A 12,408-nucleotide genomic window follows, 5' to 3' on the forward strand; every position below is an offset into this window, starting at 1 on the left:
CTCCAGGCCCACCCGTGCCAGCGTCCCCGCCTGCCAGCGGTACAGCCCACGGTCACTGCTGATCCACATCGCATCGCCGATCTGGTGGAAGCCGAACACGCTGCGGCCACCGCCCAGCGGCGCCAGGTCGATCGACTGCACCTGGTCACCGCGCAGCACGCGGACGCCTTCAATGGTGCCGATCCACAGATTTCCCTGGTGATCGTGTTCCAGCGCGGTGGTCAGGCCTCCCGGCATGCCAGGAACGGTGGGCACGGTTACCTGGTCACCCTCGATGCGGACCACGCCCTTCTGCGTCCCCGCCCAGACCACGCCGTCAGGCGCGATGCTGATCGCACGGATGTTGCCGCCAGGCAGGCCATCGGCCGCCGCGTAGTTGTGGCGAAGCCGTCCATCGGCGTGCAAGCGGTAGATGCCGTCGCCGAAGGTGCCCACCCACAGATCGCCGCCGGCATCCTGCGCCAGGCTCAGCACCGAAGGCGCCTTGCCACCGCGGTTGTGCAGCGGTATCGCGCGGAATCGACCGTCGGCGGTCTGCAGGTCCAGGCCGCTGGCGCTGCCCACCCACAGGTGGCGGTCCCGGTCTTCGAGCACCGTGCGCACGTAGTCGCCGCTGAGGCCATCGCGTTCGGTGTAACTGCTGAACAGGGTTTCGCGCAGGCGGTACAGGCCGCCATTGGCACCCACCCAGATGCTGCCCTCGGCGTCTTCACGCAGGCTGACCACGCGCCCGCCGGGCAGGTTCAGGCCCGCCGGCAGGCGCTCCAGGCCATGCGCCGAGATGCGTAGCAGGCCCTGGTTCTCGGTGCCCAGCCACAGGTCGCCATGGCGGTCCTGCAGCATGGCGGTCAAGTGCAGCTGGCCGGRCAGCCGGTGCACCAGCACCAGACGATCATCCTCCACCCGGTACAGGCGCTCGCCCGCGACGATCCACAGCGCCCCATCGGGCGCGCGATAGGGCCACGACAGGCCCTTGTCCACGCCCCACGCCGCCGGCGCGCGCTGCAGTACGCCGTCGKTGTCGCGCAGCACCAGKCCGTCAAGRGTGCCGATCCAGACTCGGYCCTGCGCGTCGACCGCCATCTTGGTGAAACTCATCGCCAACGGCAGGTCCGGCGGCGGGCGCTGGTAGACGATGCCCTTGTCCGGGGTCAGATAGCCAATGCCCTTGCCCTCGTACAACAGCCACAGGCGCCCTTGGCTGTCCATCTGCATGGACTGGATCAGCACCTGCGGCGTATCCGGTTGATGTTCCCAGACCCGCCACTGGCCGTCGCTGCCGCGGTGGCTGACATTGCCGCGCGAATCGCTGATCCACAGACCGCCCTGCGGGTCGACCAGCAGCGCGCCGATGCCGTTGTCGCGCAGCCCCGGCCGGGTGCTGCGGTCGAACACGGTGAAATCCAGGCCGTTGTAGCGCACCAGGCCTTCCCAGGTGGCGAACCACAGGTGGCCTTCCGGGGTCTGCGCGATGTCGCGCAGCGAGTTGTGCGGCAGACCATTGCGCGAGGTCCACACGTCGATGGCGTAGTCGCGCAACGGCGGCGCGCCACTCTGCGCGGCCAGTGGCGTGGCAATCGCCAGCAACAGCCACAGCACACCCACCCGCAGCAGGCGACCGATGTTCTCCGCGTGGCGCCCCGCCCGGCGCCTGCCCGCCCCCTGCCCGCCCATCAGCGCAGCGGCGGCGGCCAGCTGCGGATGCCGGTGGCGGCAGCAGACGCGAACAGGGACAGCCGCACCGCGCAGGGCGGCATGCCGGCAGGAACAGGCAGGCTCATCGGACGAAGAATGGGGAAGTACGCAGATGATAGGGCAAACCCTGTCACCGGCGTCACCGCGCCCGGGCAGCCCGGCGCAACCGGGCCGGGTCCGGGATCAATGCCGCTACCGCGCCTCGGCGCTGGTCGACCACTGCACCACCGCTTCCAGCCCACCTTCGGGGCGGTTGCGCAACCACAGTCGGCCCCCGTCCTTCTCGGCCAGCGCGCGGGCGATGGTCAGGCCCAGGCCGGCACCGCCGGTCTCGCGCGAACGGGATGTCTCCACGCGCACGAACGGGTCGAACACCGCTTCCAGCTGGTCATCGGCCAGCCCGGGGCCATCATCGGCGATGACCACCGTGATCGTGCCCTCGCCGCGCTCGACACGTACCCGGGCGCGTTGCGCATACATCACCGCGTTGTCCACCAGGTTGGAGAACAAGCGATGCATCGCCAGCGGGCGCAGCATCAGCACCGCGCCGCTGCGGCCTTCAAAGACGACGTCGGCGCCGTCCTCGGCAGTGTCCTCGACGATGCTCTCCAGCAGCGAATCCAGGTCCAGCGCGGCGCGCTGTTCGGCACTCTCCGCACTCCGGGCCAGTTCCAGCCCCTCGCGTACCAGTGCCTGCATCGCAGCCAGGTCGCCGATCAGGCGCTCGCGCAGCGTCTCGTCGGTCACGTTTTCCAGGCGCAGGCGCAGCCGGGTCAGCGGCGTCTGCAGGTCGTGGGTGATCGCCGCCAGCATCTGCGTACGTTCGGCCAGGTGGCGCTGCAGCCGATGCTGCATGGCATTGAAGGCTTCGGCGGCGCGCTGCACCTCACGCGGCCCGCGCAGCGGTAAAGGTGCCCGCTGCAGGTCATCGCCCAGGTCCTCGGCGGCGGCCGCCAGCTCCTGCAGCGGCGCACTGGCCATGCGTGCAACCACGTAGGCCAGCACGGCAATGGCCAGTACCAGCAGGGTCAGGAACAGCGGGTCCACGGCAAGGATGCCGTTGTGCGCGATCGCCGGCGAATCCAGGGCGAGCTTCAGCAACGTGCCGTCGTTGAGCACCACGTCCACCGCCCGGCACTTGGGCGGGATGAAGGTGGGATCGCGTTCGTGTGGCGGCTTGCGGTGGCCCGGCGGCGGTGGCGGCAGCAGGTCCTGCAGCTTGGGAATGCACGAACGGAACGAGGCGAAGTGCACATGCGCCCGCGACACCGGGCCCGGGCGGTCTTCCAGTACTTCCATCAGCGCCTTGTCGGCCCGCCCGATGCGCGCGCCGGGCTGCAGTGCCCGCACGCTGGGGCCACCGATCTCCAGCAGCCGCTCGCGCAGCTCCGGGTTGCCGTCGAGCAGGTTGATGTAGCCCTGCAGGCGGTCGGCGATGCGGTTCAGGTTCTGCCGCTCGAATTCCTGCTGCCGCTTGGAACTGGCCAGCATGGTCGCGCCGATCGCGGCCACGCTCATGCCCAGCAGCAGGATCACGAACAGCCGTCCGACCATCGAGGACAGGAAGTGGCGCAGGCGCTTCATCGCGGCTTATTCCAGGTTGACGGCCGAGGCCAGCACATAGCCTTCGTTGCGCACGGTCTTGATCAGGCCATCGGGGCCACCGTCATCAGCCAGCTTGTTGCGCAGCCGGCTGACCTGCAGGTCGATCGCCCGGTCCTGCGCTTCGTAGTTGCGGCCGCTGCTGAGGGCCACCAGCTGCTCGCGCGAGAGCACCTTGTTGGCATGGGCGATGAACACCCGCAGCAGGCGGAATTCGGCGCCGGACAGCACCACCACGCGCCCGTCCGGATCGACCAGGTGGCGATGCTCCAGGTCGAAGATCCAGCGTGAGAAACGCGCACGGCGCACCGCCAGCGGTTCCAGGTTGGCCGGCAGCGCTTCGGTACGGCGCAGCACGTTGCGGATGCGCGCCAGCAGTTCACGCGGCTCGAACGGCTTGGCCAGGTAGTCGTCGGCGCCCATTTCCAGGCCGAGTACGCGGTCGATCGGCTCGGCGCGCGCGGTGAGCATGATCACCGGCGTGTTCGAGCGCGCGCGAAGGTCGCGACACAGGGTCAGGCCATCCTCGCGCGGCAGGTTGAGGTCGAGCACGATCAGGTCCACGTGTTCGCGTTCCAGCAGCTGGCGCATGCTGGTGCCATCGGCGGCGGTGCTGACCTGGTAGCCAGCACGGCCGAGCTGCTCGGCCAGCAGGGTGCGGATATCGTTGTCGTCATCGACGATCAGCAAACGGTGCATCGGGTTATCAGTCTCCATGTCGCGAATCATCCCGTGTCGGCAGCTGAACCGCATCCAGGCCAATGCGTACCACTGTATCCCCTGCAGTGCGGGATACCTGCCGATACGCAGTCTCGCAGACAGTGTTACATAGAGACACACCCCGAGGATTGAGCACAGCGTCGCTCGATCTTCACAATGCCCACCAACGCCGCCGCTGCGGCCCCCAGAGTGAAGCCGCCACGTGATCTCCCGCCTGTTGCCCGCGACCCGCAAGGGTCGCCTGATGTTGATCGCCCTGATTGTCCTGATCGCCGCTGTATCCGCCTGGTGGCTGCTGCGCAAGCCTGCCGCACCGGCGCTGGCGACCACCCCGGTCAGCCGCGGCGACATCGAGCAGACGGTGGAAGCTACCGGCGTGATCGACGCCTACAAGCTGGTCAGCGTCGGCGCGCAGGCCTCCGGCCAGATCAAATCGCTGAAGGTGCAGCTGGGCGATACGGTGAAGGAAGGCGACCTGATCGCCGAGATCGACGCCACCACCCAGCAGAACCAGGTGCTCAACGCGCAGGCCTCGCTGGACCAGGTGACCGCGCAGCGCGCAGTGCAGCAGGCCACCCTGCGCCAGGCCGAACTGGAGTTCGCACGCCAGCAGCAGATGCTGGCTGCCGAAGCCACTTCGCGCCAGGAATACGACGCCGCCGAGGCCCAGCTGAAGACCGCGCGTGCGCAGCTGCAGTCCTACGAGGCGCAGATCAAGGGCCGCGAAACCGAACTGGGCACTGCCCGTGCCAACCTGGCCTATACCCGCATCGTCGCGCCGATGGACGGCACCGTGGTGGCGGTAGTGGCCGAGGAAGGCCGCACGGTGAACGCCAACCAGACCGCGCCGACCATCGTGATGCTGGCACGGCTGGACGTGGTGACCGTCAATGCCGAGGTGTCCGAGGCCGACGTGGTCAAGATCAAGGCCGGCATGCCGGTGTACTTCACCACGCTGGGTGACCCGGACCGCAAGTACCACGCCACGCTGCGGCAGATCAATCCGGCACCGGCGTCGATCGCCAACGAAAGCTCGTCCAGTTCCAGCAGCTCGTCCAGTTCCAGCTCCAGCAGCGCGGTCTACTACAACGCGTTGTTCGACGTCGAAAACCCCGATGGCACCCTGCGCATCGACATGACCGCACAGGTATCGGTGCTGCTCAAGCAGGCCAAGGGCGTGCTGATGGTGCCGGCCGTTGCACTGGGACCGAAGTCGCGCGATGGCGAGCGCATCGTGCGGGTGGTCGACGACAAGGGCCAGCCGCAGCCGCGCAAGATCAAGGTCGGCATCAACAACGGCGCCAACGTCGAGGTCCTGTCCGGCCTGAAGGAAGGCGAGCGCGTGGTGGTCGGCGAAGGCGGCGCTGCGGCAGCCGCTGGCGGCGGCAACCGTGGCGGCATGCAGATGCGGGTCGGCGGCCCGGGCATGGGGCGCCGATGAGCATGACGGCGCCACTGCTGCGCCTGCGCGACCTTCGACGCGAATTCCCGGCCGGTGAAGATGTCATCGCCGTGCTGCGCGACGTCAACCTGGACATCCATGCCGGGGAGATGGTGGCGATCGTCGGCCAATCCGGSTCGGGCAAGTCCACSTTGATGAACATCYTSGGCTGCCTGGACCGCCCGACCCGTGGCAGCTACCAGGTGGCGGGCCGCGAGACCGGGAAAATGGCGCCCGACGAGCTGGCCGAGCTGCGCCGCGAGCACTTCGGTTTCATCTTCCAGCGCTACCACCTGCTGGGTGATCTCGACGCACGCGGCAATGTGGCCGTACCGGCGGTGTATGCCGGCAGCCCCGGCCCGGTGCGCACCGCGCGTGCCGAGCAGCTGCTGYAACGGCTGGGCCTGGCCGACCGCATGCACCACAAACCCGGGCAGCTGTCCGGTGGCCAGCAGCAGCGCGTGTCGATCGCGCGCGCGTTGATGAACGGTGGCGAGGTGATCCTGGCCGACGAACCGACCGGCGCCCTGGACACGAAATCCGGCGAAGAGGTGATGGCCATCCTCGGTGAACTGCATGCCGAAGGCCACACCATCATCATCGTCACSCACGAYATGAGCGTGGCCGAGCACGCACAGCGCATCATCGAGATCCGCGACGGCGAGATCATCGCCGACCGTGCCAATCCGGCCGCGCCCAGCTACCGTGCGCAACGCGAGCCGAGCGCTGGCGTGGCCCATGGCAGCAGCTGGCAGGCCGCCCGCGACCGCTTCACCGAAGCGTTCCGGATGGCCCTGCTGGCGATGAACGCCCATCGCCTGCGCACCTTCCTGACCATGCTCGGCATCATCATCGGCATCGCTTCGGTGGTCTCGGTGGTGGCACTGGGCAACGGTTCGCAGCAGCAGATCCTGCAGAACATCAGCGCGCTGGGCACCAACACCATCGACGTCTACCCCGGTCGCGGCTTCGGCGACATGCGTTCGGCGCGGGTGCAGACCCTCAAGGCCAGCGATGCCGATGCCCTGTCACGGCAGAGCTACGTCGACAGCGCCACCCCCAGCGTGTCCAGTTCGGTCACCGCGCGCTACCGCAACCAGTCGGCCACCGCGCAGATCAGCGGCGTCGGCGAGCAGTACTTCCGGGTGAAGGGCGTGAGCCTGCTCAGCGGCAGCTTCTTCGACACCGACGCGGTGAAGGGGCTGGGCCAGGTGGCGGTGATCGATGAGAACACCCGGACCCAGTTCTTCCCCGACAGCGATCCGATCGGCCAGGTGATCCTGCTCGGCAACGTGCCGGTGCGGGTGGTCGGCGTGGCCAAGAAGCAGAGCTTCGGTTTCGGCGGCAGCACCAGCCTGAGCGTGTTCGTGCCCTACACCACGGTGATGTCGCGCATGCTCGGGCAGAGCCACGTTTCCAGCATCACCGTGCGGGTGAACGATGAAACGCCGATGGATGCGGCACAGGAAGCGATCACCCGGCTGCTGACCATGCGCCACGGCACCGAGGACTTCTTCCTCAGCAACAGCGCCGAGATCCGCGACACCATCGAACAGACCACGCGCACGATGACCCTGCTGATCGGCGCCATTGCCGCCATCGCGCTGCTGGTCGGTGGCATCGGCGTGATGAACATCATGCTGGTCTCGGTGACCGAGCGCACCCGCGAGATCGGCGTGCGCATGGCGGTGGGGGCGCGGCAGAGCGACATCCGCCAGCAGTTCCTGATCGAAGCGGTGCTGGTATGCCTGCTCGGCGGATTGCTTGGCATCGGCCTGGCACTGCTGATGGGCGTGTTGATCGGCCGGTTCGCCAGTGATTTCCAGGTGCTGTTCTCCACCGCTTCCATCATTGCCGCCTTCGCCTGCTCGACCCTGATCGGCGTGGCGTTCGGCTTCCTGCCGGCACGCAGTGCCGCCCAGCTCGACCCGGTGGAGGCCCTGGCCCGCGAATGAAGATGATGACCCGACTGCCCTTCCCCGCTCCCTCGCGCCTGCTGCTGTCCGGCGCCGTGCTGCTTGCACTCTCCGCCTGCGCTTCCGTGGGCCGCTATCCGGTCGAAGACCCCAGCGTTGCCGCCACCTATGGTCGTGGCGATGCGACCCTCAACGCACCGGCCGACGACCCACGCAGTGGCCTGGATACGCCGGCCCGCGACATCCGCCAGGACAACTGGTGGACCGGCTTCGGCGATGAGCGCCTCGACCGCCTCGTCGCGCAGGCGCTTGCCGCCAACAGCGACCTCGGTGCGGCCGGGCTGGCGGTGCAGCGTGCACGCCTGCAGGCCGGGCTGGCCAGCAACGCGCTGTGGCCGCAGCCTTCGTCGTCCGGCGTGAGCGGCAGCGGCAGCCGCGCCACCGACCAGGCCGACGACTGGCGCCGCAGCTATTCCACCGGCGTGTCGCTGGGGTGGGAAATCGATCTGTGGGGCCGCCTGCGCAGCCAGCGCGACATCGCCCGCTGGGAGGCCGACGCCAGCGAAGAAGACCGGCAGAACACCGCCCTGCTGGTGATCGGCGATGTCATCAACCAGTACTGGGCACTGGCCTACCTCAACCAGTCCATCGCCRCCGGCCARGCCAACCTYGARCGSCTGCAGCGCACSCRCGARCTGGTMCAGGCSCGCTTCGATGCCGGTGCGGTKTCGCGSCTGGAAGTRCGCCAGGCCCTGCAGAACCTGCAGTCGCAGCGTTCGGCGCAGAGTGCGCTGGAACAACAGCGGGTGGAGGTGCGCAACGCGCTGACCGTGCTGCTGGATGGCACGCCGTGGCCGCAGCAGGACGAACCGCAGAACCTGCTGGAGGCGCAGAGCCCGAGCATTGCCGAAGGCCTGCCCGCCGACCTGCTCGGCCGCCGGCCCGACCTGCGCGCGGCCGAACTGCGGCTGCGCAACAGCCTGAAGACGATCCGGGTGACCGCCACCCAGTACTACCCGGCACTGAGTCTTACCGGCAGCCTGGGTTCCAGCGCCACCTCGCTGGGCGATGTGCTGCGCAATCCGGTGGCGACGCTGGGAGCTGGGCTGTCGCTGCCCTTCCTCAACCTGCAGCGCGCGCAGCTGGATACGGACGTGGCCGGCACCAACTACCAGATCGCCGCCACCAACTTCCGCAAGACGCTGTACACCGCGCTGTCGGAGGTGGACAACGCCTTGTCCGCACGCRAGCAGCTGCTGCGCCAGGTAACCGCGTCGCAGGCGTCCTACGATGAAGCGGTGGAAGTGGAACGTGCGCAGGAAGTGCGCTATCGCGTGGGCGCCACCGATCTGCGCACCTGGCTGGAAGCGCAGCAGACCCGGCGCGACGCGGAACTGTCACTGGCACGGGTGCGGCAGAGCCAGTTGAACAACGACGTGACGCTGTTCAAGGCACTGGGAGGGAGTGCGGGGTAAGGCGTCCGGAGCGCCAACCAAGGTTGGCGACTACCGCCTGCCCGGTAGGTGTCGCCCTTGGTCGACACGGCGGATCAGAAAAAAGGGTCAGATCCCTTTCCCGTGGGAAAGGGATCTGACCCCGATCAGGTCTCCGCAGCTGTCGATCAACCGCGCTGGCGCACGGCCTCGAACAGGCTGACGCCGGCAGCAACCGAGACGTTCAGGCTCTCGATCTCGCCCGGCATCGGAATCTTGACCAAGCCATCGCAGTTTTCGCGGGTCAGGCGGCGCAGGCCGTCGGCTTCGCCGCCCAGCACCAGGGCGATGTTGCCCTTCAGGTCCAGCTGGTACAGCGACGCAGTCGCCTCACCGGCCAGGCCGTAGATCCACACGCCCTGCTTCTGCAGGTCCTTCAGGCAGCGCGACAGGTTGGTCACCGCCACCACCGGAATAAGGTCGGCAGCGCCGGCCGAGGTCTTGCGCACGGTGGCATTGACCGTGGCCGACTTGTCCTTGGGAATGATCACGGCGGTGGCGCCGGCAGCGGCGGCCGAGCGCAGGCAGGCGCCGAGATTGTGCGGGTCCTGCACCTCGTCCAGCACCAGCAGCAGGGCCTTGCCTTCCGCAGCCGTGACCAGCCCTTCCAGCTCGTTCTCGTTGTAGGTGCGGGCGGCGGCATAGCGTGCGGCCACGCCCTGGTGGCGCACCGAACCGCCCACGCCGTCCAGCGCCTGGCTGTTGACCTTGCGCACGTCGATGCCCTTGCGGCGGGCGTTTTCCTCGATTTCGACCAGGCGCGGGTTCTTCGCACCGGCCTCGACCAGCACTTCGCGGACGTTCTCGGCGTCGTTCTCGATGGAGGAGGCGACGGCGTTGACGCCGACGATCCACTGGCTGTTCTTGCTCATGCGGGCAGGACCGGAAAGGGGGTGGCTATGGTAGAGCATCGGCGGACGCGGCGCTGCGGCGGCTGGCCGGTAGCGCCGGGCCATGCCCGGCGACCGTTGTCCGTCGCCCCCGCCGGGCAAGGCCCGGCGCTACCCGCGCGTGCGCGGCGGCCAGTGCGGGGTGTCGTGGTCGGGATGCTGGTGGGAAACGACCGTGGCCAGGAATTCCAGCGCGGCCATGTCCTGTTCCGTACGGCGTGCCGGCAGCCGGCCCAGCCCATCGACGAAGGGCAGCTTGCGCTCGACGCCGTACTGAAGGGTTGGCGGCAGTCGTTCAGGCTGGTCGAACGCACCGGCGGCCACCGCCACGCCATCGGGGGCCTCATAGGTCAACGGCGTGCCGCAGTCGGCGCAGAAGCCGCGCCGCACTACGTTGGACGACTGGAAATAGCGCGGTTGGCCACGGGTCCAGCTGAACTGCACACCGCGCACCGACACCAGCGGCGCGTAGTAGGCGCCGAAGGCCTTCTGGCACATCCGGCAGTGGCAGATCGAGCTGTCGGTGAGCTCGCCCCGCGCCTGGAAGCGGATCGCGCCGCACTGGCAGCCGCCGCTGTATTCGGGTTGGCCCTGCATTGCTGCTTTCCTCCGGAACATCGTGTCGACCAAGGTCGACACCTACCGATGGGGAGCGTGTCGAGCAAGGTCGACACCTACCGATGGGGACGTGCCGCCCGGGACCGGCGCCTACCGGGATGGTCGGCGCCGGCGTGGCAGGTGCCGACCGTTGGTCGGCACACCTTTCAGTACTTCTTCTTCGCGCGCTTGGCTGGCTTGCCGCGCTCGGGCAGCGGGGCCGGGCCTGCTTCCTCTTCCTCGCCCTTGTGCTCGACCAGGCGGAAGTCGATCTTGCGTTCTTCCATGCTGGCCTTCAGCACCAGGATGCGCACCTGGTCACCCAGCCGGTAACTGCTGCCGCGACGCTCGCCGGTCAGTGTCTTGCGGGTCGCGTCGAACTTGTAATAGTCCTGCGGCAACTGGGTCACGTGCACCAGGCCCTGCACCTTCGAGTCGGCCAACTCCACGAACAGGCCGAAGCTGGTCACGCCGCTGATCACGCCGTCGAACTGGCCACCGACGTGTTTTTCCATCCATGCCGCGCGGTAACGCTCATCCACTTCGCGTTCGGCCTCATCGGCGCGACGCTCACGCTCGGAACACTGCAGTGCCAGTGCTGCCATCTCGCGGGCGGTGTAGGTGAACTTGTCCAGCGGCTTGCCCGACAGCGCATGCTTGATCGCCCGGTGCACCAGCAGATCCGGGTAACGACGGATCGGCGAGGTGAAGTGCGCATACGCTTCCAGCGCCAGGCCGAAGTGGCCGTTGTTGTCGGGGCTGTACACGGCCAGGCTCTGGCTGCGCAGCAGCACCGATTCCAGCAGCGTGGCGTCGGGACGGTCGCGGATCTTCTTCAGCAGCTTGGTGTAATCACCCGGGCGCACCTTCGACCACGGCGGCAGGCTCAGCTTGAACTCCTTGAGGAATTCCAGCAGATCGGCGTACTTGGTCTCCGGCGGCTTCTCGTGCACGCGGTAAGGCGCCGGCACATGGCGCGACAGCAGGTACTTGGCCGCCTCCACGTTGGCCGCGATCATGCATTCCTCGATCAGCTTGTGCGCATCGTTGCGCACCAGCATGCCGGCCTGGGTGACTTCACCGCGGTTGTCGAGTACGAAGCGGACTTCACTGCTTTCAAACTCGATCGCGCCACGCTTGCTGCGCGCCTTGGACAGCACCTTGTACAGCTGGTGCAGGCGCTGCACCTGCGGCAGCAGGTCGCCGATGAAGGCCTTCGCACCGGCATCGTCCTCGCCCACCGCCTGCCACACCTGTGTGTAGGTCAGGCGCGCATGCGAATTCATCACCGCTTCGTAGAAGCGCGAGCCGGTCACCTGGCCCTCGCGGTCGATCTGCATGTCGCAGACGAAGCACATGCGGTCGACCTTCGGCATCAGCGAGCAGATGCCGTTGGACAGCGTTTCCGGCAGCATCGGCACCACGAAGCCCGGGAAGTACACCGAGGTGGCGCGCTTCTGTGCTTCATCGTCCAGCGGCGTGCCGGGACGGACATAGTTGGAGACATCGGCAATGGCCACCACCAGGCGGAAGCCATCGGCGTTCGGCTCGCAGTACACCGCGTCGTCGAAGTCCTTGGCGTCCTCGCCATCGATGGTCACCAGCGGCGTGCTGCGCAGGTCGACGCGGCCGCCGATCATCGCCGGCTCGACCACCAGCGGTACCGAGGCGGCTTCGTCCAGCACCTCCTGCGGGAACTCGAACGGCAGCTCGTGGCCGTGGATCGCGGTTTCCACCACCAGCGAGGCAGTCAGCTTGTCGCCGAGCACGGCGATGATGCGACCGATCGGCGGACGGCGGCTGTCCGGTGCCTGGGTCAGTTCGCAGACGACCAGCTGGCCATCGTTCGCGCCGCCGGTCTGGTCCGGCGGTACCTGCACGTTGCGCTGGATGCGCTTGTCATCGGGCACCACGTAGTTGATGCCCATCTCGACGCTGAAGCGGCCGATCAGGCGCGTCATGCCGCGCTCGAGCACGCGGGCGATGCTGCCTTCGCGACGGCCGCGGTGGTCAATGCCGGTGACACGTGCCAGCACCTTGTCGCCGTGCATCAC

9 protein-coding genes are annotated in these 12,408 nt (G+C 67.9%); 3 read left to right on the forward strand and 6 right to left on the reverse strand.

The genetic code is table 11. From position 1 onward, the window contains the following. The 3 genes from AC1VAN_RS01235 to AC1VAN_RS01245 all read right to left on the reverse strand — a co-directional run. Positions 1-1,674: ligand-binding sensor domain-containing protein (locus AC1VAN_RS01235; protein WP_480985121.1), on the reverse strand; the 1,674-nt coding region annotated here is incomplete at its 3' end. A 213-nt stretch (positions 1,675-1,887) separates the two neighbouring features. After that, positions 1,888-3,279: an ATP-binding protein gene (locus AC1VAN_RS01240; RefSeq protein WP_025875397.1), complete on the reverse strand. Its 1,392-nt coding sequence runs from the start codon at positions 3,277-3,279 to the stop codon at positions 1,888-1,890. A gap of 6 nt (positions 3,280-3,285) precedes the next feature. Then, complete coding sequence (locus AC1VAN_RS01245; protein WP_032975821.1) at positions 3,286-4,014, reverse strand: response regulator; 729 nt, start codon at positions 4,012-4,014, stop codon at positions 3,286-3,288. A gap of 205 nt (positions 4,015-4,219) precedes the next feature. On the opposite strand from AC1VAN_RS01245, the gene AC1VAN_RS01250 reads away from it, so the two are divergent. From AC1VAN_RS01250 to AC1VAN_RS01260, 3 genes are read left to right on the forward strand one after another with little or no spacing between them, the layout of a single operon-like run. Beyond that, positions 4,220-5,458 (forward strand): efflux RND transporter periplasmic adaptor subunit, encoded by a 1,239-nt coding sequence (locus AC1VAN_RS01250; protein ID WP_025875401.1) that lies wholly within the window; start codon positions 4,220-4,222, stop codon positions 5,456-5,458. Further along, a complete protein-coding gene (locus tag AC1VAN_RS01255) occupies positions 5,455-7,413 on the forward strand; it encodes a MacB family efflux pump subunit (protein WP_480985122.1) in 1,959 nt (652 codons plus the stop codon). The genes AC1VAN_RS01250 and AC1VAN_RS01255 overlap by 4 nt, the downstream gene beginning before the upstream one ends. Then, positions 7,410-8,849 (forward strand): efflux transporter outer membrane subunit, encoded by a 1,440-nt coding sequence (locus tag AC1VAN_RS01260; protein ID WP_480985123.1) that lies wholly within the window; start codon positions 7,410-7,412, stop codon positions 8,847-8,849. The genes AC1VAN_RS01255 and AC1VAN_RS01260 overlap by 4 nt, the downstream gene beginning before the upstream one ends. 146 nt (positions 8,850-8,995) lie before the next feature. Here AC1VAN_RS01260 and rlmB read toward each other — a convergent pair whose 3' ends face one another. The 3 genes from rlmB to rnr all read right to left on the reverse strand — a co-directional run. Beyond that, positions 8,996-9,739 (reverse strand): 23S rRNA (guanosine(2251)-2'-O)-methyltransferase RlmB, encoded by a 744-nt coding sequence (gene rlmB, locus AC1VAN_RS01265; RefSeq protein WP_025875407.1) that lies wholly within the window; start codon positions 9,737-9,739, stop codon positions 8,996-8,998. Positions 9,740-9,868: 129 nt separating this feature from the next. Beyond that, entirely contained in the window at positions 9,869-10,354 is a 486-nt protein-coding gene (locus AC1VAN_RS01270) for a GFA family protein (RefSeq protein ID WP_025875409.1), read from the reverse strand. Between the two features lie 167 nt (positions 10,355-10,521). After that, a partial coding sequence (rnr, locus tag AC1VAN_RS01275) for a ribonuclease R (protein WP_480985124.1) occupies positions 10,522-12,408 on the reverse strand: 1,887 nt, incomplete at its 5' end.

The organism is Stenotrophomonas sp. 05L44_2, from assembly GCF_056665995.1.

Coding starts and splice junctions, on each gene's coding strand:
- AC1VAN_RS01240 (WP_025875397.1), bottom strand. CDS start 3,279: ATGAAGCGCCTGCGCCACTTCCTGTCCTCGATGGTCGGACGGCTGTTC.
- AC1VAN_RS01245 (WP_032975821.1), bottom strand. CDS start 4,014: ATGGAGACTGATAACCCGATGCACCGTTTGCTGATCGTCGATGACGAC.
- rlmB (WP_025875407.1), bottom strand. CDS start 9,739: ATGAGCAAGAACAGCCAGTGGATCGTCGGCGTCAACGCCGTCGCCTCC.
- AC1VAN_RS01270 (WP_025875409.1), bottom strand. CDS start 10,354: ATGCAGGGCCAACCCGAATACAGCGGCGGCTGCCAGTGCGGCGCGATC.